We start from the raw sequence: 22,387 nt of genomic DNA on the forward strand, positions 1-22,387 counted from the left end.
AGCATCCGGTCCGAGCTTCTTGGACTGCCGCGCTGACACGGCTGACCGTCGGCGCGGCAACCCCTCCTGCGTGAGGGGTTTTTTCATGCCAGGACCCGGACCAACGACGAGGACTTGAGATGGACGACAGAGACGAGCCGGCGGCGTACGACGCGCACGCTGTCGAGGAGAAGTGGCAGCGGGTGTGGGCGGACCTGGACCCGTTCCGGGCCCACGACGACTCGCCGCGCGAGAAGCGCTACGCGCTGACGATGTTCCCCTACCCCAGCGGCGACCTGCATATGGGCCACGCCGAGGTCTTCGCCCTGCACGACGTGATGGCGCGCTACTGGTGGCTGCGCGGCTATGAGGTGCTCAACCCGATGGGCTTCGACTCCTTCGGGCTGAACGCCGAGAACGCGGCGATCCGCGACAACGAGCACCCGGCGACCTTCACCTACGACAACATCGCGATCTCGACGGAGTCGTGCAAGAAGTTCGGCACCAGCTTCGACTGGAGCCGGACCCTGAACACCTCCGACCCGGAGTACTACCGCTGGACCCAGTGGCTGTTCCTGAAGTTCCGCGAGCGCGGTCTGGCCTACCGCAAGGAGAGCCCGGTCAACTGGTGCCCGGTCGACCTGACCGTGCTGGCCAACGAGCAGGTCATCGACGGTCGGTGCGAGCGCTGCGGCGCCGAGGTCACCAAGCGCGAGCTGACCCAGTGGTACTTCAAGATCACCGACTACGCCCAGGAGCTGCTGGACAACCTGGACGTCCTGGAGCCCACCTGGCCCGACCGGGTCATCAACGCCCAGCGCAACTGGATCGGCCGCTCCGAGGGCGCCCACGTGACGTTCGACATCGTCGACGGCGACACTCCCACGCAGTTGACCGTCTACACCACCCGGCCGGACACCCTGTTCGGCGCGACCTTCATGGTGGTCGCCGCCGACGCCCACCTGGCGGCCCAGCTGGTCACCGACGAGCACCGGCCGGCCTACGAGGCCTACCTGGAGGAGGTCCGCAAGGCCTCCGACATCGAGCGCCTGTCGACCGAACGTGACAAGACCGGCGTCTTCCTGGGGCGCTACGCCGTCAACCCGGTCAACGGCCAGCAGATCCCCATCTGGGCGGCCGACTACGTGCTGGCCGACTACGGCACCGGCGCGATCATGGCGGTGCCCGGGCAGGACCAGCGCGACTGGGAGTTCGCGGAGAGGTTCGACCTGCCGATCATCCGGACCGTCCAGCCCCCCGAGGGGTTCGAGGAGGACGGCGGCCAGGCCTTCACGGGGCAGGGGCCGGCGATCAACTCCGCCAACGACGACATCTCCCTGGACGGCATGGGCATCGCGGAGGCGAAGACCGCGATCATCGCCTGGCTGGAGGAGAAGGGCAGCGGCAAGGGCGCCGTGAACTTCCGGCTGCGCGACTGGCTGCTGTCGCGCCAGCGCTACTGGGGTGCACCCATCCCGATCGTCCACTGCCCGTCGTGCGGCGAGGTGCCGGTGCCGGAGGACCAGCTGCCGGTGGTCCTGCCCGAGCTGCGCGGAGCCGACCTGACGCCCAAGGGCGTCTCACCGCTGGCCGCGGCCGAGGACTGGGTCAACGTCGAGTGCCCGTCCTGTGGCGGACCCGCCAAGCGCGACAGCGACACCATGGACACCTTCGTCGACTCGTCGTGGTACTTCCTGCGCTACTGCTCCCCGCAGGACCACACCCAGGCGTTCGACACCGACCTGGCCAACGAGTGGGGGCCGTGCGACGTCTACATCGGCGGGGTCGAGCACGCCGTGCTGCACCTGCTGTACGCCCGGTTCTTCACCATGGTGCTCAACGACATGGGCCTGGTGGGCTTCCGCGAGCCGTTCTCCGCGCAGCTCAACCAGGGCACCGTGATCAACCAGGGCGCCAAGATGTCGAAGTCCAAGGGCAACGGCGTGCGATTGGGGGAGCAACTATCGGCCTTCGGTGTGGACGCGGTCCGTCTGACGCTGGTGTTCGCCGGCCCGCCCGAGGACGACATCGACTGGGCGGACATGTCACCGGCCGGGTCGGTGCGGTTCCTGCAGCGGGCCTGGCGGCTGAGCGGCGACGTGACGTCGGCGCCCGGGACGCCCGTCGAGGGTGGCGACGTCGCGCTGCGGCGTACGACGGCGCACACCGTGCACGACGCGGCCGAGCTGGTCGAGGGGTTCCGGTTCAACGTGCTGGTGGCGCGGGTCATGGAGCTGGTCAACGCGACCCGCAAGGCCATCGACTCCGGTTGCGGCCCGGCCGACCCGGCGGTGCGTGAGGCCACCGAGGCCGTCGCGATCCTGCTGTCGCTGGTGGCGCCGTACACAGCTGAGGAGATGTGGGAGCGGCTGGGCCACCAGCCCACCGTGGCCCGCACCTCGTGGCCGGCCGTCGACCCGGCGCTGCTGGTGGTCGACGCGGTCACCGCGGTCGTCCAGGTGCAGGGCAAGGTCAAGGCCCGCCTGGAGGTGAGCCCGGACATCTCCGCGGCGGACCTGGAGGCGCTGGCGCTGTCCGACGACGCCGTCGCGCGAGCGGTCGACGGCCGCGAGGTCCGGCGGGTCATCGTGCGCGAGCCGACCCTGGTCAACATCGTCGTGTGAGGCGATGAGTCCAGGCCGGCTTGCCAGTCTGACCGGCATGACCACCACTCTGCAGACCTTCACCGTGGGTGAGGGCGACGACCTGATCACCTACGACGTGCGCGGCGACCTGTCCGCAGGCACCCCCCTGTTCATGTTCGCCTCGCCGATGGACGCCTCGGGGTTCGGGAGCCTGGCCGGCCACTTCGCGGACCGCCCGGTCGTGACCTACGACCCGAGGGGGACCGGCCGGAACCCGACGGGCACGACCGACGTGAGCCCCGAGCAGCACGCGGACGACCTGCACCGGGTCATCCAGGCCCTCGGCGCCGGGCCGGTCGACGCGTTCGGCAGCAGCGGGGGAGCGGTCAACCTGCTGGCTCTCTGCGCGGCGCACCCCGAGGACGTCCGCCGGGCGGTGGCGCACGAGCCGCCCGTGCTCGTCGGGCTGCCGGACGAGGCGACGCTGGTCGCGGCGATCCACGACATGAAGGCGACGTACGCGGCGTCGGGCAACGGGCCGGCGATGGCGAAGTTCATCCAGCTGGTGATGGCGCAGAGCGTGCTCCCCGGCGACTACCTCGACCAGCCGGACCCTGACCCGGCCATGTTCGGACAGTCCGTCGAGGACGACGGCAGCCGCGACAACCCGCTGATGCGCAACATGCCCGCCTGCAACGTCTACGAGGTCGAGGTGGAGGCGTTGCGCGGGCTCGGTGGCCGGGTCGTCGTCGCGGTGGGCACCGAGTCCGGGGACGGTCCGGCCGCCCGGGGTGGCCGGGCGGTGGCGGCGCGGCTGGGTCGACCGGTGGCGGACTTCCCCGGCGACCACGGCAACTTCTTCGACAGCTCCTACGGCGAAGCCACCGGTGTGGCCGAGGCGGCCGACCGTCTCCGGGAGCTGCTCATGCCCTAGCCTCGCCTGCATGCCGGTCGTGGTGGTCACCGACTCGACGGCCAGCCTCCCCCCGGAGGTCGCGGAGGAGCACGGCATCGTAGTGGTGCCGCTCCAGGTGGTGATCGGTGCCGAGGTCTACGACGAGGGCTCCGAGGGTGCCACGCCGGAGCTGGTCGCGGCCGCCCTCAAGGAGTTCCTCCCGGTGAGTACGTCCCGGCCCACGCCGGCGGCTCTGCTCGCGGTCTACGAGGACCAGGCCGCCCACGGGGCCACCGAGATCGTCTCCGTGCACCTGTCGTCGGAGATGAGCGGCACGTTCGAGTCCGCCCAGCTCGCCGCCCGCGACGCCCCGATACCGGTCCTCCCGGTCGACAGCCGCCAGGTGGGCGTCGCCACCGGGTACGCCGCGCTGGCGGCGGCCGCGGTCGCTGCCGCAGGGGGCTCGGCCGAGGAGGCCGCGGCCGCGTCGCGGGCCCGGGCCGCGGCGTCGGCGTCGCTGTTCTACGTCGACACGCTCGAATACCTTCGGCGTGGTGGCCGGATCGGCGCGGCCGCCGCGCTGTTCGGCGGCGCGCTCGCAGTGAAGCCACTGCTGCAGATCTCCGACGGCAAGGTGGCCAGCCTGGAGCGGGTGCGCACCTCGAGCCGGGCGCTGGCTCGGCTCGAGGAGCTGGCCGTGCTGGCCGCAGGGGAGGCGTCGGTCGACGTGTGCGTGGCGCACCTGGCGTCCCAGGACCGGGCGGCCCAGCTCGCCGAGCACCTGACCGAGCGGCTCGCCGCCAACCTGGAGGGGCGCGAGGTCTGGTGCGGCGAGCTCGGTGCGGTGCTGGGCGCCCACGTCGGTCCTGGCATGCTTGCCGTCTGCGTCGCCCCACGGCTCTGACTCCAGCTTTCGTCCACATCCAAGGGATCCGCGCGGCCCTCCACAGCGCAGAGCACGAGGGCGCCTCGACGGAGGTCACCCGTCCCTAGCGTCGCGGCATGCGATCCCGACGACCCACCCCCGAGCACCAGGACGCCGTCTCCAGACGCCTCGCGCTGCTGAGCGCCGAGCTGGCCGCGGTGGAGCCGCCCGCTTCCGCGTTCGAGCCGCATCCGGAGGGAGAGTGGTGGGACGAGCACACCCGGCTTGCGGCGCCACGGCGTCCACCGCCGCCCCCGGTCGACCTCGCTCCAGTGGTGCCGGTGCCCGGCAGGCATGCAGCCCGTCGAGGGCGGCCCGCCAGCGGGATCCTTCCGGCCACCCTGCGGGGCCGGGTCATCCTCGGCCCGGCCCAGCTCGCGGTCGTGGCGGTCCTGGTCTCGCTCGGGCTGGCGGTGACCGCCTGGTGGGTGGTGCGGTCCGACGCTGAGCCCGCCGATCGGGCCACGGTCGCGGCGCCCGCCGGCGCCCTGGTGTCGGTGGAGCCGGTGGCGGCCGCGGCCGGCGAAGGCGAGGCCGCTTCGGCACCGGCAACGGTGACCGTCGATGTCGCAGGCAAGGTCCGCCGGCCCGGGATCGCGGTCCTGGACGCGGGCGCCCGGGTGGTCGACGCCCTGGAGGCTGCCGGCGGTGTGCGCGCGGGCGTCGACGTCGCCGGGCTCAACCTGGCGCGGGTGCTCGTCGACGGCGAGCAGATCCTCGTGGGCGTCCGGGCGCCGCCGGGGGTCGCGGCCTCGACGGTCCCGGCCACCGGTGCGCCGCCGGCCGTGCTGGTCAACCTCAACACCGCCGACGGTGTCCAGCTCGAGACGCTGCCCGAGGTGGGGCCGGTCACCGCGGCCTCGATCCTGGCCTGGCGAGACACCCACGGAGGCTTCACCAGCGTCGACGAGCTGCTCGAGGTCGACGGCATCGGCGAGGCCACGCTCGCCAAGATCGCGCCGCACGTGACCGTGTGACCACTAGTGATCGCGACGAGCGCCCCGATCTGCGGATGCCATTCCTCGGGGCGGCAGCCTGGGCCGGGGCGCTCCTCGGCTCGGCCCGCGGTGTCCCGATCCAAGCGATGGCCGTCGGCCTCGCCGGGGGATCGGTGGTGCTGCTGCTCGTGGCTCGGGGGAGTCCGGCACGCCGGCCGCTCGCCGCGGGGGCGGGGCTGGTGCTCATTGCCGCCGTGGTGGTCGCCGGTCTCCGCACCCACCAGGTGGCGCACAACCCCGTCGCCGAGCTAGGCCGCGAGCGGGCCGTCGTCTCCGTGGACGGCACGGTCACCTCCGACGCCGTGCTGCTGACCTCCGGACGCACCGACCAGCTGATGTGGAGGCTGCGGGTGACCGAGGTCCGCGGCCGTGGCACCACGACGTCGCTGGCCACGCCGGTGCTCGTCCTCATGGAGGCCGACTCGTCACCTCCGCCCCTGGGCGCCACCATCCGGCTGCGGGGCCGGCTCGCCCCGACCGATGACGAGCACCTGGCGGCCCTCCTCCTCGCGAGCGGTGAGCCGCAGGTCCTTCGCGCGCCGGATCTGTGGTGGCGCGGTGCCGCCGGGGTGCGCCGCGCCCTGCGCGAGTCGGTGTCACACATGCCACTGGCGCAGCGGGCACTCGTCCCCGCACTGGTGGTGGGCGACGACGCTGCGCTCCCGGCGGACGTCGAGGCGGACTTCCGCACCACCGGGCTGACGCACCTGCTGGCGGTGTCGGGCACCAACCTCACGCTGGTGGTCGGGTTCCTGCTCACCCTGGCCAGGTGGTGCCGGGTTCGCGGCCGCTGGTTGGGGCTGGTGGGGGCCGCCGGCGTGGCGGGGTTCGTGCTCCTGGCGCGCACCGAGCCCAGCGTCCTGCGGGCCGCCGTGATGGGCACCGTCGCGCTGGTGGGCCTCGGCCACGACGGACGCCAGCGCGGGATGCGGGCGCTCGGGGTGGCGGTCCTGGTGCTGGTGCTGGTCGACCCCGCCCTCGCGGTCTCGGCCGGGTTCGTCCTGTCCGTCCTGGCCACCGCCGGGATCCTGGTGCTCGCGCCGGGAATGCGAGACGCCCTCGCCCGCTGGCTGCCCCGGTGGGTGGCCGAGGCGGTCGCGGTGCCGCTGGCCGCGCAGCTGGCATGCACGCCGGTGGTCGCCGCGATCTCCGGTCAGGTGAGCCTCGTCGCGGTCGTCTCCAACGTGCTGGTGGCGCCCGCCGTCGGCCCCGCCACGGTGCTCGGTCTCGCCGGTGGTCTGCTCGGGCTGCTGTCGGGGCTCGTGGGACGCGGTCCGGGCACGCTCGCGGCCCTGTGCGTGGCCTGGATCATCGAGGTGGCCGAGCAGGGCGCCGACCTGCCCGCTGCCGCCATCGGGTGGGGGACCGGTGCCGTGGCGCTGGTCGTGCTCACCGTGGTGGTTGTCTGCCTGGCACTGGCGGCGCCTCGGCTGCTCGCGCGCCCGGTCACGGGCGTGGCCTGCTGCATGGTCATGGTGGTCGCCGTCGTCGTGCGGCCGCCGGATCTCGGCTGGCCCCCTGACGGGTGGGTGCTGGTGGCGTGCGACGTGGGCCAGGGTGACGCGTTGGTCCTGCGGGCCGGGGAGCGTGCGGCGGTGGTGGTCGACGTCGGACCCGAGCCCAGCGGGGTGGACGCGTGCCTGGAACGGCTCGACGTGGAGTGGGTCCCGCTCCTGGTGCTCACTCACTTCCACGCCGACCACGTCGACGGGCTGGCCGGGGTGCTGGAGGGGCGGGCGGTGGACGACGTCGTGGTCACCCGGCGCCTGGACCCGCCGCGGGGTGTCAATGACGTCATCGACACCTTGCACGGTGCTGGGGTCGTCCCGCGCTATGCGGGCTACGGGGCGACGGCGTCCTACGGCCCGCTCACCCTCCAGACGCTCTGGCCGCTGCCGGGTCCGGCCACCGGCGGTCCGGGTGACGGCTCGAGCGCCAACGACGCCAGCGTGGTGATGCTCGCCGAGACAGCGGGGGTGCGGATCCTGCTGACCGGCGACGTCGAGCCACCCGCACAAGCGGTCCTGGCCCGGATGCTCCCCGGCCTCGAGGTCGATGTTCTGAAGATGCCGCACCACGGGAGCGCACACCAGGACGACGACTGGCTGGCGTCGCTGGACCCGGCGCTCGTCCTGGTGAGCGCGGGTGCGGACAACGACTACGGTCACCCGGCGGTGTCGGCACTGGACCCCCTGTCGGCCGGTGGAGCCGAGGTGGGCCGCACCGACCTCGACGGTGACCTCGCGGTGGTCGTGCGGGACGGCGTCGCGCACCTCGCGACGCGGGGATAGCACGCGGAGGCGCTGTCCGTGCCGTGTGACAGGGTTGGTCGCGTGGAGGCACTCGGTCGCGTCACCTTGGTCACCGGCAAGGAAGAGCTCCTCAACGAGCGGGTGGTCCGAGATGCGCGCACCGCGGTCCGCGCCTTCGACCCGGAGGCCGAGCTGTCGGAGACCGCCGCCTCCGACCTGACCCCGGCGACGCTGGGGGAGCTCGCGGCTCCCTCGCTGTTCTCCACGATCAGGTGCGTCGTCCTGCGTGGCCTCGAGGACCTGCCCGAGGGATCGGTCGACGGGCTCCTGGACTACTGCGGCAACCCCGCGGAGGACGTCGCGCTGGTGCTCGTCCACGGCGGCGGGATGCGCGGGGTCGGGCTGCTCAACAAGCTGCGCAAGCTCGACACGGTGATCGAACACAAGTCCGCGGAGCTCAAGGGGTGGGAGGTCGCGGGGTTCGTGACCGCCGAGGTCCGGTCCCACGGTGCCCGGATCGACAAGGAAGCGGCGCAGGCGCTGGTGAGCGCCGTCGGCCAGGACCTGCGGAGTCTCGCGGGGGCGGCCCACCAGCTCAGCCATGACGCCAACGGCGCGCCGATCACCGAGGCCCTGGTGCGGCAATACTTCGGCGGCAAGGCCGAGGGCAAGTCCTTCGTGATCGCCGACGCCGCCTTCCTCGGGCGCAGCCAGGCCGCCCTCGAGGAGCTTCGCTGGGCGATGGCGACCGGTGTGCCCTCGACCTTCGTCACCTCGGCGTTCGCGGGCTCGGCCCGGGGGCTGGCGCGCTATCGCTCGGCCGCCAAGAACGTCCGTGAGATCGACCTGGCCCGCGAGGTGGGGGTGCCCCCGTGGAAGCTCAAGGACATCAAGGCCCAGTCGCAGGGCTGGACCGACCACGGGCTGGCCCGGGCGATCCGCGCGGTCGCCCAGGCCGACGCCGACATCAAGGGCGCGGCGAGCGACGCGTCCTACACGCTCGAGCGGCTGGTCCTGACGATCGCGGGGCTCCGCGCGAAGTAGGCCGCACCAGCGGCGCAAATCAGATCGACCCGCCCATCGAGACGGGCGGGTCGATGTGTGCGGACGCGGCTCAGAGAGAGGCGGCCTTCTTGGCGATCGCCGACTTGCGGTTGGCGGCCTGGTTCTTGTGGATGACGCCCTTGGAAGCGGCCTTGTCCAGCTTCTTGGCGGCGTCGCGGCCGAGCTCGACGGCCTGGTCCTTGTCGCCTGCCTCGGCGGCCTCGCGGAACTTGCGCACGGCGGTCTTGAGGCCGGTCTTGACGGCCTTGTTGCGCTCGTGACGCTTCTCGTTCTGCTTGTTCCGCTTGATCTGGGACTTGATGTTGGCCACAGGTGAACTCTCGTGAGATCGGATGCTGGTGTGCTGGTCTGGGAGCGCTCGGAACGACGCCGAGCGCGACGGGCAAGGCTAACAGCGCGGCTGCGGCCCACCCAAATCACCAGCCCTGGCTCTCCAGGCGCTCACCAGCCCCGTCGTTCGGCCAGCCAGTCCCAGCACACCTCGCCCTGCCACCGCTGGTGGTCGCGGAGGTGGGGCGACGTCGGCGGGACCGGTTCGGCGGCCTGCCGCAGGAAGTAGCCGGTGACCAGGGCGAGCAGGATGTCGATGCTCTCCGCCGGTACGTCGCGGGTGAGCCGGCGCGCCGCGAGCGAGCCCTCCACGTCCAGGCCGTCGCCGCGCGGCCCGACGAGCAGCAGCAGGGTGTCGATCCAGGCCGCGCCGACGCACGGGAAGTTCCAGTCGCACAGCAGGGCGCTGCCGTCGGGGCGGATCAGGATGTTGTCGTCCCGCACGTCGGTGTGGACCAGTGTCTCGCCCTGGACCACCTCGCGGTAGCGGCCGGCCAGCCAGGCCGCCTCCTCGAGACGCACCAGCTCGGGCCTGCTGGCGCGTAAGTCGTCCCAGTAGCCCGGGAACGCCGCGAAGTCGGTCTCGATCGGGTCCAGGCCCAGCTCGGGGGGCACGGGGGTGAGCAGGTCGGCGACGAGCTCGAGCGCGTCGAGCGAGGCCTCGAGGTCGGTGGGGCTCCAGGGCCGGCGAGGCTGACGCGACTCGACGTGCTCGAGCCCGAGGACGAACCAGTCCTCGACGTCCAGCGTCCAGAGCAGCCGGGCGGCGGGCGCCTGCGCGGGGAGGGCCTGGAGCTTGCGCGACTCCTCGCGGTAGGCCTCGGCGAACACCCGTTGCGCCTTGGTCGAGGCGGCCTTCACGAAGGCTCGGCCGCCGTCCTCGGTCGTCACGACCGACGCGAAGCCGGGGGTGAAGCCAGACCTGCGCGAGTCGGCGGCGGTGACCGCGGAGCCGAGCCGCTCCTCGACCGCGCCCCGGACCCGCGGGGGCAGGTGACCCCACTCCACCCGGCGGGCCGTGCGACCCACCGGAACGAGTGTCGGGTACGGCGTCAGGGGCGTCACGGGCGTCGGCACCGGGACAGTCTGCGGCACCCGACCCCGGAACTCAGCCAGACTCAGCGTGGACTCAGGCTCAGCCGAGGAGCGCCCTTCGCAGCCGTGTCCACCTCGAGGCCCGATCCACCGGCGGCAGGCTGCTGTCGCGCAGCGAGCCGACCAGGACGGCGCCGGTCCGGGCGCTGGAGGCGACCGGGTCATCGAACGTCGCAAGGCCGGCCGCGACCGCCACCGTGCGCAGCTCGATGCGCCGCGCGTGCCGCACGGCCGGGTGGTCGGCGTGCTCGTCGAGGATGCGACGGATGCCCGGGAGGTCCTCGGCGGTGCCCAGCCAGGCCCGGGCGACGCTCTCGGACAGGTCGTGGTCGTCGGTCTCGAGGGCCAGGTCGAGCCGGCCGCTCAGCCGCCGCGACCAGGTGCCGTGGAGCTCCCGGAGCAGCTCGCCGCGATCCGCGAACCCGTCGACTCCCTCGGGGAGAGGCCGTCCGGCGTCGAGGTCGGCCACGACCTCTCGCAAGGATGCTGTCCGGGCGTGTATCCGGTCCCAGGAGGATCGGGTGCTCGGTTCGACGGCGCTGTCAGTGGTCATGCCTCGACGTTATGGAGCCGGAACCGCCGGGACAGCCACCGACGGGCGGGTCTTCGGGACCAGCCCAGGGGAGGACCTGTGGGGCTCGCTCTCCGACCCTGGTCGGATGCCGGCGGGCGCGCCCGGCCCCTACTCTCGAGGGGTGTATGTGCCGGCCTTCGTCGTGCGGCTCGAGCGCCGCTGGGTCGCCAACGGCCTGCCGGACTACCCCCTTTGGATCGCCGCCCTCATCGACTCGGCTGCCTTGGCCACGGGCGTGGTCGCGGTCTCCCAGCGTGCCGCCCACGGTGACAACGTCTGGCTGGCGATCGCGCTCGTGGCGGTGGCCCTGCTCCCTTGGCCGGTGGAGCTGTTCGTCCAGGGCCGCTCGTGGCCGTTGTTCGCCACCCTGACGACATCTGCCACCGCGGCCCTGATGCTGTGGCAGCCCCTGGACTACGACTTCGCGCCGCTCTTCCTGGTGCTCATGGTCGGCCACGTCACCGCCTGCGTCGGCGCCGCCCGCGGACTGGCGGTGCTCGCGGCCGGCGAGACCGTCGTGGTGGCGGCGTACGCCACCGGGGCGCTGCCGGGCGCCGCGCTCGGCATCTGGGCGACGGCGATCGTCCTGGCCCTCGACATCGGGTTCGTCATGAGGTCGCAGCAGCTGCGCATCCAGGCCCAGGCCGAGGAGCACGCGGTGCGGGAGCGCCAGGCCGTGCTCGAGGAGCGGCAGCGCATCGCTCGCGAGGTGCACGATCTGGTCGCACACTCGCTGAGCGTCACGATGCTGCACCTCACGGCCGCCCGCCGCGACCTGGAGGACGGCGGTGACGTCGCCGAGACCGTCGACGCCCTGCGCGAGGCAGAGCGGGTCGGCCGCCAGGCGGTCTCCGACGTACGCCGCACGGTGGGTCTGCTCGGCTCGGATGCCGGGGGAGCGACCGCGCCCGCGCCGACGGTGGCCGACGTCGAAGCACTCGTCGCCGACTTCCGGGCCGCCGGCCTGGACGTCGCCCTGACCATCACCGGTGACCTCGACCAGGTGCCGCCGGCCACGGGGCTCGGGCTCTACCGGATCGTCCAGGAGTCATTGACCAACGTGGCCCGGCACAGCCCCGGCGCCACCGCGACCGTTGTGCTCGACCTCGCCTCGGACCCGGGCCGGCTCGTCGTGCGCAACCCGGTCCCGGCCGGCCTCCGCCCCGGCGCTGGCGGCTCGGGCGTGACCGGCATGACCCAGCGGGCCGAGCTGCTCGGAGCCTCGCTCACCGCCGGTCCCGGCGGTGGCGAGTGGGTCGTCGTGGTCGACCTCCCGCGGGGCGACACCCGTGACGCAGCCGGTCATGTCTGCCCACTGCCCCGGCTGGTCCGCGGTCTGCACCGTCCCTCCTTGGGGACGACGTGAGCGACGACGACGACGCTCTGGTCCGGGTCCTTCTCGTCGACGACCAGGAGCTGGTGCGCTCGGGGCTTCGCCGGATCCTGCGCCGTCGCGACGGGGTGCTGGTCGTGGGGGAGTGCGAGGACGGCGACCAGGTCCCGGTCGCGGTGCCCCAGCTCCGGCCGGACGTCGTGGTGATGGACCTGCGCATGCGCAGGGTCAACGGCATCGACGCGATCCGGCGTCTACGGCGGCAGCCGGACGCTCCGCCGGTCCTGGTGCTCACGACGTTCGACGACGACGAGCTGCTGGCCGGCGCGCTGCGCGCCGGGGCCGCGGGGTTCCTCCTCAAGGACACCCCGGCCGAGGACGTGGTCCGCGGGGTCCTGGCCGTGGCCGCGGGGCAGGCCGTGCTCGACCCGGCCGTCACGTCCCGGGTGCTCGACACCTTCCGGAGCGCGCCCGAGGCGGCTCCGGCCACGGACACGCCTCTCACCGACCGAGAGCTCGAGGTGCTCCAGCTGATGGGCCGGGGACTCAGCAACGGCGAGATCGCGAGCACGCTGGTGATCTCCGAGGTGACCGTCAAGAGCCACATCGGCCGGATCTTCACCAAGCTCGACCTGCGCGACCGGGCCGCCGCGATCGTCTACGCCTTCGACCGCGGACTGGTGGCGCCCGGGCGGCCCCGCTAGCGGGGCTCGGTTTCGTGGCCGTGACCTCCCGCATGGGAGGATGGCGGCTCCGTTTCGACGTTCCGAGAGAGCTCTGTGCCGCCGTCTGTCCCGACCGCTCCGAAGCCCGGTCACACCCCCGCCGCGGTGCTGCGCAACTTCTGCATCATCGCCCACATCGACCACGGCAAGTCGACGCTCGCCGACCGGATGCTGCAGCTGACCGGGGTGGTCGACGAGCGGGCCGCTCGAGCGCAGTACCTCGACCGGATGGACATCGAGCGCGAGCGCGGCATCACCATCAAGAGCCAGGCCGTCCGGATGCCGTGGACGGTGCCAGAGGGCAACGCCGAAGGTGCCGAGCCGGGCACCTACATCCTCAACATGATCGACACCCCTGGTCACGTCGACTTCACCTATGAGGTGTCCCGGTCGCTCGAGGCGTGCGAGGCCGCGGTCCTGCTGGTCGACGCCGCCCAGGGCATCGAGGCCCAGACGCTGGCCAACCTCTACCTCGCGATGGGTGCAGACCTCCACATCATCCCGGTGCTCAACAAGATCGACCTGCCGAGCGCCAACGTGGAGAAGTACGCCGCCGAGCTGGCCCGGCTGGTCGGCTGCGAGGTCTCCGACGTGCTGCTCACCAGCGCCAAGACCGGCCTCGGCGTCGAAGCCCTGCTCAACGAGATCGTGAAGCAGACGCCCCCACCCGTGGGCGACCCGGACGCCCCGCCACGGGCCCTGATCTTCGACTCCGTCTACGACACCTACCGCGGCGTGGTCACCTACGTCCGGGTCATCGACGGCAAGCTCAGCCATCGCGACCGGATCAAGATGATGTCCAACGGCGTCGTGCACGAGATGCTCGAGGTGGGCGTCATCAGCCCCGAGCCGGTCAAGGCCGGCGAGATCGGGGTGGGCGAGGTCGGCTACCTGATCACGGGGGTCAAGGACGTCCGCCAGTCCCGGGTCGGTGACACGGTCACCAGCCAGCACCACGGCGCCACGGAGCCGCTGGGCGGCTACAAGCACCCCAACCCGATGGTCTACTCCGGCCTCTACCCGATCGACGGGGACGACTACCCGACCCTGCGGGACGCGCTCGAACGGCTGCAGCTCAACGACGCCGCCCTGGCCTACGAGCCGGAGACGTCGGGTGCCCTCGGGTTCGGTTTCCGGTGCGGCTTCCTCGGTCTGCTGCACATGGAGATCGTCCGCGAGCGCCTCGAGCGCGAGTTCAACCTCGACCTGATCTCGACCGCGCCCAACGTGGTCTACGAGGTGGTCATGGAGGACGGCAAGGTCATCGAGGTCACCAACCCCAGCGAATACCCCGACGGCAAGATCGCCGAGGTGCGTGAACCGGTGGTCCGGGCCACGATTCTGAGCCCCTCGGACTACATCGGCACGATCATGGAGCTCTGCCAGTCCAAGCGCGGCAGCCTCCAGGGCATGGACTACCTGTCCGAGGACCGCGTCGAGATGCGCTACGTCCTCCCGATGGGCGAGATCGTCTTCGACTTCTTCGACCAGCTCAAGTCGCGCACCAAGGGCTACGCCTCACTCGACTACGAGCGGTCCGGCGACCAGGCGGCCGACCTGGTGAAGGTCGACATCCTGCTGCAGGGGGAGCCGGTCGACGCCTTCTCCGCGATCGTCCATCGCGACGCGGCCTACTCCTACGGCGTGATGCTGGCCGGCAAGCTCAAGGAGCTCATCCCCCGTCAGCAGTTCGAGGTGCCGATCCAGGCCGCGATCGGGGCCCGGGTCATCGCCCGCGAGAACATCCGGGCGATCCGCAAGGACGTGCTCGCCAAGTGCTACGGCGGCGACATCACCCGCAAGCGCAAGCTCCTCGAGAAGCAGAAGGAGGGCAAGAAGCGGATGAAGATGGTCGGCCGGGTCGAGGTCCCGCAGGAGGCGTTCATCGCCGCGCTGTCCACCTCTGGCCCCGGGGAGAAGCCCTCGAAGTGAGCCCGCACCTCGAACCGGCGCAGATCGCGTTCGGGCTGCTCGAGGCGTGGGATCTGACACCGGACGGCCCGCCGGTCACGCACGAGGTCTCGTTCGTGCAGCCCGTGGTGGCGGACGGGGACCCGGCCTTCCTCAAGGTGACCGAGGTTCACCCGGAGACCGAGCACGAGGCGCTGGCGCTCCAGACCTGGGGAGGCCGCGGCGCCGTACGCCTGCTGCGCGCCGACCCGCGGCGTCGGGCCCTCCTGCTGGAAAGGCTCGAGTCGCGAGACCTGCTCGGTGTCCCGGTGCTCGAGGCGTGCGAGATCGTCGCCGGCCTCTACGCAAAGCTGCACGTCGCCGCGCCGCCGCAGCTCATCACGCTGCCGGCGTACGTCGCCCAGTGGCTTCCCGGCCTGGCGGCCCTGCCCAGGGACGCGCCGATCCCGCATCGGCTGGTCGACCAGGCGTTGGGCCTGGCCCGCGAGCTGGACGAGGAAGCCTCGACCGGGCGTCTGCTCCACGGGGACCTGCACTACGAGAACGTGTTGGGCGGCGGTGAGCGAGCAGAGTGGCTGGTGATCGACCCGCAGCCGATGTCCGGCGACCCGCACTACGAGCCCGCCCCCCTGCTCTGGAACCGGTGGGACGAGCTGACCAGCGAGGCGCCGACGGTGCGGGACGCGATCCGACAGCGGCTCCACGCCGTGGTCGACGGCGCCGAGCTCGACGAGCAGCGCGCGGTGGCCTGGACGGTCGTCCGGATGGTGGTGGACGCCTTCTGGTCGATCGAGGACGCGGCTCGCGAGGTGAGACCCCTGGGGCCAGAGGAGCTGGAGAGGATCACGAGGTGCGTGGTGATCGCGAAAGCCGTTCAGGACTAAGACACCAGGGTTTCATGGTTCAACTACCTGCCCTCGAGGTGGTTGACTAGGGCCTGGATGGATGCTCCGTATCCGTCCACGGTTCCAGGGGGGAATCAAGGATGGAAGCGACAGACGCTTCCCTCGGCTCGGGGGATGCAACGGCTCGCGCACAAGAACTGCGCGCCAGTCTCGGGGCGCGCCAGGAGGCCGAGGGCCTGCTGGCCGAGGCCGGCCGGATCCGGCAGGACGCCGCCTCAGCCGCGGACGCCATGGTCGCGGAGGCCCAGCAGCTCTCGGAGCAGCTCGTGGCCGAGAGCCGGCAGATGGCCGAGCACATCACGGGCGATGCCCGAGAGCGTGCCGACGACGTCCTGGCCCGGGCGAGGACCGAGGCCGAGGCGATCACCGAGCGCGCCCGGGCGACAGCTGACGCGATCCGGTCCGCGGCCGAGACCGAGATCGAGGAGCACCGGCGCAGGGTGCGGGCGGAGGTCACCGAACAGGTGACCCGCGACCTCACCGAGCAGCACCGCCTCGCCGAGGAGCGCGCCCAAGAGCGTTCCGAGGCGCTGATCAGCGACCTCGAGGCCTCGGTCCGCATCCTCGGCGTTTCGCTCGAGTCAGCACTCGCCAACGTGAGCACCCTTCAGGGTTCGCTGGAGGTGCTCCGCTCCGCTGCGGACCCCCAGGCCGACGATCTGATCGCCGAGAACGTGCCGCGACACCTCGAGCAGGCGGCGTCGTCGATCGCCGACCAGGCCCCCGGTGCGACGCCCTACGGCCTGGAGCACGGCCCGGCGACCGGGGTCCCGAGCGCCACCTCGCCGTTCGGCACCGAGGTCGAGGCGGCCGACGCGGCGGCGTACGACGTGGACTCCAACGACGCGACGGCCCGGGACGCGGAGGCCCAGGACGCGGAGGCCCAGGACGCGGAGGCCCAGGACGCGGAAGCCCAGGACGCGGAAGCCCAGGACGCGGACGGATCCGGGCTCGATCCCGACCGGCCGCGCTCGGCCACCGAGGCGTTCCTGACCTCCAGCAGCCTGGAGATCGAGCAGTCCAGTCGTGAGCTTCGCGACCTCCAGCATCCGGAGGATGCTCGACGCCGGCGAGGTGACGAGAGCCGCAGGGCGGCACAGCTACGCGAGCTCGAGGCCGCAGCCTCCGAGGACGAGCCCGAGCCCGACCCCAGTGCCTCCCGACCCCTCGGCTGGTTGTTCCGCACCGCACAGTGACGCGCCCGCGCCGGCCGAAAACCTGTCGGTGAGATGGCCCCGCTGCGCTAGACCTGCCGTCCGACAAGGGGGACGGGGGCACAAAATACGGGTACATGTATCTCCGGACGTGCCTCAGTACTTCCTTTCGCGGATACTGGTGGCCTCGGTGCCGTGGACGACCTGGGGGGAACTAGGTCCACCACGGTGGAACTTGATGTGGGGATGACGTATGGACGTGCGCGATTTCGGCGCGGCCCTGTGGCGGCAGAGGCTGCTCGTCCTGGTCTTCCTGCTCGTGGGTGGGGCTGTAGTGGCTGGCGGGCTCTGGCTGACCCCTAAGACCTACGAGACAACGGCCCAGGTCGAGGCCACGAAGGACCCTGCGTCCACAGCGGATGCCGACACGGTCGACGCGGCCCGACGCGACCTCGCTGAGGCCGCCGACTCCCCGGCGGTTCTCGTCGCCGTGCGCCAGCGTCTCGGCGCGGACCGCTCCGTGACCGAGCTGGTGGATGCGGTGGAGAGCACCTGGGCGCCCGGTCGGGCGGTCATCGAGATCACGGTGCGGGACCGGGACCGCGTCCTGGCCGCCAGGGTCGCCAACTCCATCGCGGTCCGGATCGCGGGCCTGGCCGCGGAGGGCGACGTCGTGACGGTGACGGTGACCGAGCGCGCGATGACGCCCCGGATGTTCGTCGAGCCGTCGCTGACCCGGGCGCTGGGCGCAGGGCTCGGTGCCGCGCTCCTGCTGGGGCTGGTCGTGGCGCTGCTGCGCGACCGACGGACGGAGACGGTCGACGACGCCAACGACGTCGAGAACGCCGCGGTGGCGCCGCTGCTCGCGCACCTGACGGCTCCGGCCGACCTGACCACGATGCCCGCTTTGCGTCCCGGGTCGGCCGAGGCCGACAAGTTCCGCCACCTGAGGCTCGCGCTCGAGGCCGAGACGAGCAGCGGACCGTCGAAGAAGGTGGTCGTCACCGGGGTGAGCACCGGGGAGGTCGACGTCTGGCTGGGCGCCAATGCGGCGATCTCCTTGGCCCATGTCGGGCGCCGGGTGCTCCTCGTGGACGGCCGGATGGGGGACCGCTTCGGCCGGCCCGCACAACCCGCGCCCGACACCCTCGGTCTCTACGACGTGCTGTTGGGCGCAGACCTGGACCGTGCGGTGAGCCCCGGCCCGGTGGAGATGCTGAGCGTGCTGCCTGCCGGGACGTGGGGGGAGGGCGACCCCGACCACTTGCTCGAGCACGCCTTCGACGGGGTGATGGCGGAGGCGGCCGCAAGGTTCGACGTCGTGGTCGTGCTCGCCCCGCCGCTCGATGTGGCCGACGACGCGCGGCAGATGGCGGTGTCCGGATCCTTGGTGCTGGCTGTCCCCGAGGGTGGTGTGTCGACCTCGGCGCTGCGTGCGCACGCGACCCGGGTGCGCGCTGCGGGTGGCAGGATCCTCGGCGTTGTGCTCGTCGGTCGCCGGACCGAGTCGAAGGCGGCCTGAGTGACCGGCCTCCGCCCGGCGGACGAGGGCGTATCCCGTCGGCTCCACGTCCTACACGTATCGGCCTCCGGGGCGGGTGGGGTCGGTGGGGTCGCACTCGGCTACGTGTGCGACCAGGTGGGGCGCGGCTGGAACGTCTCGGTGGCATGCTCCTCGCTCGGGTTCCTGGGCTACGACGCGCGCGAGGCCGGCGCCCGGACCTACTGGTGGCAGGCGGAGCGCGAGCTCAACCGACGGATCGTCGACGAGTGCCTGAAGCTCCAGCGCATCATCGAGGATGCCGACCCGGACGTGGTCCACCTGCACGGCTCGAAGGCCGGACTGGCCGGCCGGCTGGTGCTGCGCAACCGCATCCCCACGGTGTTCCAGCCGCACGCCTGGTCCTATCTCGCTGCCCGCGGCGGGGTGCGCGCTGCCTCGCTGCGCTGGGAACGCTTCGCCACCAGGTGGACAGCGGTGACCGTCTGTGTGAGCGAGGAAGAACGGACTGCCGGCGGGGGTCTGGGCATCGAGGGCCGCGACGTCGTCATCCGCAACGGCCTCGAGCTGGCGACGTTCCGACCCCAGGGCACTCGGGACCGGGCGACCGCACGCAAGCTGCTCGGGCTGGCCGACGTCCCGACGGCTGTGTGCATCGGTGAGCTCGCCGAGCAGAAGGGCCAGGCCGACCTCCTCGACGCCTGGCCGCACGTGGTCGCCGAGGTGCCGGATGCCCGGCTGGTCATCGTGGGGGACGGCCCGGACCGGGCCCGCCTGGCCCGGCAGGCCGAGGAGCTGCCTGGGGTCAGCCTGGTGGGTGCCCGCAGCGACGTCCGAACCTGGCTGGCGGCCGCCGACGTCGTGGTGGTGCCCTCCAGGTGGGACGAGATGTCGCTGGTCACGCTCGAGGCGATGGCCAGCGCTCGCAGCGTGGTGGTGACATCGGTGTCGGGGGTCGCCGAGAGCGTGCCCGACGACGCCGGGGCGATCGTCGCCCCGGGCGACGGGGTCGCCATGGCGGCCGCAGTGAGGCAGCGCCTCCTCGACCCGGCCCGGGCTGACGACGAGGGATGGGCAGGTCGGGCACACGTCGAGGCAAGCCACGACGCGACCGCATCAGCCCACGAGCTGGCTCGCGTCTACCTGCGGCTTGTGGGCGAGCACCGGAGCCGCTGACCCGCGAACCTGGGCAGACTTCTGGGGGCTGCTACCGGTGAGTACCTTCAGTGATCTAGGTTACGTCCCAACGTCCCAACGTCTCCGCGACCTCGCGAAGATGCAAGACCCCGTTACCCGAGACACGGTTCCCCAGGAGTGGTCATGCCCATCGTTCACGACACCAGCTTCGTCGACAACCTGAAGCCGAGCATGGCCGTCATGTTCTCCGACCGTGTCGCGAAGAGCCCCGGCCACGAGGCGTTCCGCTACCCGGTCGGTGACTCGTGGACGTCGGTCACCTGGAAGGAGGCCGGCGACCGCGTCACCAACCTCGCCGCCGGTCTGCTCTCGCTCGGCCTCCAGCCCGAGCAGCGTGTCGGCATCGCCGCCGGCACGCGCTACGAGTGGATCCTTGCCGACCTTGCGATCATGTGCGCGGGCGGCGCCACAACCACCGTCTACCCGACGACGAACGCCGAGGACACGGCCTACATCCTCAGCGACTCCGAGTGCCAGCTCGTCTTCCTCGAGGACGACACGCAGTTGGCCAAGGTCAACGAGCGCAAGAGCGAGATCCCGACCGTCCGCAAGGTCATCACGTTCGACGGTGAGGGCGACGGTGACTGGGTCATCACCCTGGACCAGCTCGCCGACCTCGGTGAGAAGTACCTCGTCGAGCACCCCGGTGCGGTCGAGGCGGCCATCGCGGCCATCAAGCCTGACCAGCTCGCCACCCTGATCTACACCTCGGGCACCACGGGCCGACCCAAGGGGGTCCGGCTTCGCCACAAGTCCTGGGTCTACGAGGGCGAGGCCATCGCGATCCAGGACATCCTGCACGAGGACGACCTGCAGTTCCTCTGGCTGCCGATGGCCCACTCCTTCGGCAAGGTGCTGCTCTCTGCGCAGCTGGCCTGCGGCTTCGCCACCGCCATCGACGGTCGGGTCGAGAAGATCGTCGACAACCTGGGTGTGGTCAAGCCGACGTTCATGGGCGCCGCGCCGCGGATCTTCGAGAAGGCACACGGCCGGATCGTCACCATGCAGGCCGCCGAGGGCGGGTTGAAGGAGAAGCTGTTCAACCAGGCCTTCAAGGTCGGCCTCGAGGTCGACAGGCTGGTCCGCGAGGGCAAGAGCGTGCCGCTCGGACTCAAGCTCCAGCACGGGCTGTTCGACAAGCTCGTCTTCAGCAAGGTCCGCGACCGCTTCGGTGGCCGGGTCCGCTTCTTCATCTCCGGCGCCGCGGCGCTCAACAAGGACATCGCCGAGTGGTTCCATGCCGCAGGCATCGTCATCCTCGAGGGCTACGGACTGACCGAGTGCTCCGCCGGCGGCTTCGTCAACCACCCGGACGAATACAAGTTCGGCAGTGTCGGCCCGGCTCTCCCCGGCAGCGAGGTCAAGCTCGGCGAGGGCGACGAGGTGCTGATCCGTGGCCCGCACGTCATGGACGGCTACCACAACCTGCCCGAGGAGACAGCCAAGAGTCTGGACGCCGAGGGCTGGCTGCACACCGGCGACAAGGGGAGCATCGACGCCGACGGCCACCTCAAGATCACCGGTCGCATCAAGGAGCTCTTCAAGACCTCCGGCGGCAAGTACATCGCGCCCCCGGCGATCGAGTCGAAGTTCAAGGCCATCTGCCCCTACGCCAGCCAGTTCATGGTCTTCGGCGAGGACCGCAACTACTGCGTCGCGCTGATCACCCTCGACCCCGACGCCATGGCGGGCTGGGCCGAGGAGAACGGCATGTCCGGCAAGTCCTACGCCGAGATCGTCGGCTCCGACGCGGTCAAGGCGATGGTCGCCGGCTACGTGGACGAGCTCAACTCCGGCCTCAACCGCTGGGAGACCATCAAGAAGTGGGAGCTGCTCGACCACGACCTCACCGTCGAGTCCGGCGAGCTCACCCCGTCGATGAAGGTCAAGCGCAGCGTCGTCCAGGGCAACAACAAGGACAAGATCGACGCGTTGTACGCCTGAACGGAAGCGAGCGCGACACTCCGCAGCCTGCGCTGGGACTCAACACAGGGAACACACAGCACCGGTGTGTTCCCTGTGCTGCATGACGCACACTGACGACCACGACCTCGAGGACCACGACCTGGGCCTCGCCCACGACCTGCCGATCATCGTCGAGCAGGACTGGCGGCTGAGGGAGGGCCGATCCCTGGGACGGCGCGGCCTGCTCGGGATCTTGGGAGGCGTCGGCGCCGTCGCGTTGGTGGGCTGTGCGGACGACTCCTCGTCCGGCTCGGGCACGAGCAGCACGGGATCGACGTCCTCGACGACCCAGGGCGGCACGCCACCTGCGGGCGGGCCGGGCGGTGGCATGGGCGGCGACTCGTCGGTCGAGGTCGCGGAGGGTGAGATCCCCGAGGAGACCGCCGGCCCCTATCCGGGCGACGGGTCCAACGGCGCCAACGTGCTCAGCGAGAGCGGGGTGGTCCGCAGCGACATCACCGCGTCGTTCGGTTCCGCCTCCGGCGTCGCCGAGGGAGTGCCGGTCACGGTCAAGCTCAAGGTCTACGACCTCAACGGTGAGGCCGTGACGGCGCTGCCTGGCGCCGCGATCTACCTGTGGCACTGCGACCGCGAGGGCCGCTACTCGCTCTACTCCGAAGGTGTCACCGAGGAGAACTACCTGCGCGGCGTCCAGGAGGCTGACGCGGAGGGCGACATCACCTTCACCAGCATCTTCCCGGCCTGTTATGCGGGCCGGTGGCCGCACATGCACTTCGAGGTCTACGAGTCCCTCGACTCCGCGACCAGCTATGCCAACAAGCTGCGAACCTCCCAGCTCGCGCTCCCGCAGGACGTCTGTGACGAGGTCTACGGCACCGTCGAGGGCTACGAGCAGAGCGTCGCCAACCTCGCCCAGCTCTCGCTCGACACCGACGGCATCTTCAGCGACGGCTACTCGCTGCAGATGGCGAGCGTTACCGGGTCGGTCGACCAGGGCTACACGATCTCCCTCAACGTGCCCGTCTGACGTCGGACAG

At 71.5% G+C, this 22,387-nt stretch carries 18 protein-coding genes; 15 read left to right on the forward strand and 3 right to left on the reverse strand.

Annotation, left to right across the window (positions count from 1 at the left end; translation table 11 throughout):
* Positions 1-119 precede the first annotated feature (119 nt).
* The 6 genes from leuS (at position 120) to holA (ending at position 8,678) form a co-directional block, all read left to right on the forward strand.
* Positions 120-2,603 (forward strand): leucine--tRNA ligase, encoded by a 2,484-nt coding sequence (gene leuS, locus ACYVC6_RS15490; protein ID WP_460715283.1) that lies wholly within the window; start codon positions 120-122, stop codon positions 2,601-2,603.
* Between the two features lie 37 nt (positions 2,604-2,640).
* On the forward strand, positions 2,641-3,498 hold the full coding sequence (locus tag ACYVC6_RS15495) for an alpha/beta hydrolase (protein ID WP_460715284.1): 858 nt from the start codon (positions 2,641-2,643) through the stop codon (positions 3,496-3,498).
* Between the two features lie 10 nt (positions 3,499-3,508).
* Entirely contained in the window at positions 3,509-4,363 is an 855-nt protein-coding gene (locus ACYVC6_RS15500) for a DegV family protein (RefSeq protein ID WP_460715285.1), read from the forward strand.
* A 98-nt stretch (positions 4,364-4,461) separates the two neighbouring features.
* Positions 4,462-5,361 (forward strand): helix-hairpin-helix domain-containing protein, encoded by a 900-nt coding sequence (locus tag ACYVC6_RS15505; protein WP_460715286.1) that lies wholly within the window; start codon positions 4,462-4,464, stop codon positions 5,359-5,361.
* Between the two features lie 35 nt (positions 5,362-5,396).
* Positions 5,397-7,673, forward strand: coding sequence for a DNA internalization-related competence protein ComEC/Rec2 (locus tag ACYVC6_RS15510; RefSeq protein ID WP_460715287.1), 2,277 nt, complete (start codon positions 5,397-5,399; stop codon positions 7,671-7,673).
* A 42-nt stretch (positions 7,674-7,715) separates the two neighbouring features.
* On the forward strand, positions 7,716-8,678 hold the full coding sequence (gene holA / locus ACYVC6_RS15515; protein ID WP_460715288.1) for a DNA polymerase III subunit delta: 963 nt from the start codon (positions 7,716-7,718) through the stop codon (positions 8,676-8,678).
* A 70-nt stretch (positions 8,679-8,748) separates the two neighbouring features.
* On the opposite strand, the gene rpsT is transcribed toward holA, so the two are convergent.
* The 3 genes from rpsT to ACYVC6_RS15530 all read right to left on the reverse strand — a co-directional run bounded on the left by rpsT (position 8,749) and on the right by ACYVC6_RS15530 (position 10,677).
* Positions 8,749-9,009: a 30S ribosomal protein S20 gene (gene rpsT, locus ACYVC6_RS15520; RefSeq protein ID WP_292676754.1), complete on the reverse strand. Its 261-nt coding sequence runs from the start codon at positions 9,007-9,009 to the stop codon at positions 8,749-8,751.
* A 131-nt stretch (positions 9,010-9,140) separates the two neighbouring features.
* Entirely contained in the window at positions 9,141-10,058 is a 918-nt protein-coding gene (locus ACYVC6_RS15525) for a phosphotransferase family protein (RefSeq protein ID WP_460715289.1), read from the reverse strand.
* 106 nt (positions 10,059-10,164) lie between these two features.
* Positions 10,165-10,677, reverse strand: coding sequence for a hypothetical protein (locus tag ACYVC6_RS15530; protein WP_460715290.1), 513 nt, complete (start codon positions 10,675-10,677; stop codon positions 10,165-10,167).
* 142 nt (positions 10,678-10,819) lie between these two features.
* On the opposite strand from ACYVC6_RS15530, the gene ACYVC6_RS15535 reads away from it, so the two are divergent.
* From ACYVC6_RS15535 to ACYVC6_RS15575, 9 genes are all read left to right on the forward strand, one after another.
* Positions 10,820-12,064 carry a sensor histidine kinase gene (locus ACYVC6_RS15535; RefSeq protein WP_460715291.1) on the forward strand — a complete coding sequence of 415 codons (1,245 nt, stop codon included), beginning with the start codon at positions 10,820-10,822 and terminating at the stop codon, positions 12,062-12,064.
* Positions 12,061-12,735, forward strand: a complete 675-nt coding sequence (locus ACYVC6_RS15540; protein ID WP_460715292.1) for a response regulator — start codon at positions 12,061-12,063, stop codon at positions 12,733-12,735. The genes ACYVC6_RS15535 and ACYVC6_RS15540 overlap by 4 nt, the downstream gene beginning before the upstream one ends.
* A 75-nt stretch (positions 12,736-12,810) precedes the next feature.
* Positions 12,811-14,688 carry a translation elongation factor 4 gene (lepA, locus tag ACYVC6_RS15545; protein WP_460715293.1) on the forward strand — a complete coding sequence of 626 codons (1,878 nt, stop codon included), beginning with the start codon at positions 12,811-12,813 and terminating at the stop codon, positions 14,686-14,688.
* Positions 14,685-15,551: an aminoglycoside phosphotransferase family protein gene (locus ACYVC6_RS15550; protein WP_460715294.1), complete on the forward strand. Its 867-nt coding sequence runs from the start codon at positions 14,685-14,687 to the stop codon at positions 15,549-15,551. The genes lepA and ACYVC6_RS15550 overlap by 4 nt, the downstream gene beginning before the upstream one ends.
* Before the next feature lie 101 nt (positions 15,552-15,652).
* Positions 15,653-16,768, forward strand: a complete 1,116-nt coding sequence (locus ACYVC6_RS15555; protein ID WP_460715295.1) for a hypothetical protein — start codon at positions 15,653-15,655, stop codon at positions 16,766-16,768.
* A gap of 211 nt (positions 16,769-16,979) precedes the next feature.
* Positions 16,980-18,248, forward strand: a complete 1,269-nt coding sequence (locus ACYVC6_RS15560) for a hypothetical protein (protein ID WP_460715296.1) — start codon at positions 16,980-16,982, stop codon at positions 18,246-18,248.
* The gene (locus tag ACYVC6_RS15565; protein WP_460715297.1) at positions 18,249-19,403 is read left to right on the forward strand and encodes a glycosyltransferase family 4 protein; all 1,155 of its coding nucleotides are present in this window, start codon (positions 18,249-18,251) and stop codon (positions 19,401-19,403) included.
* Between the two features lie 144 nt (positions 19,404-19,547).
* Positions 19,548-21,368: an AMP-dependent synthetase/ligase gene (locus ACYVC6_RS15570; RefSeq protein ID WP_460715298.1), complete on the forward strand. Its 1,821-nt coding sequence runs from the start codon at positions 19,548-19,550 to the stop codon at positions 21,366-21,368.
* An 82-nt stretch (positions 21,369-21,450) separates the two neighbouring features.
* The gene (locus ACYVC6_RS15575; RefSeq protein WP_460715299.1) at positions 21,451-22,377 is read left to right on the forward strand and encodes a dioxygenase family protein; all 927 of its coding nucleotides are present in this window, start codon (positions 21,451-21,453) and stop codon (positions 22,375-22,377) included.
* Positions 22,378-22,387: the final 10 nt, after the last annotated feature.

It is taken from the genome of Nocardioides dilutus (assembly GCF_054779555.1).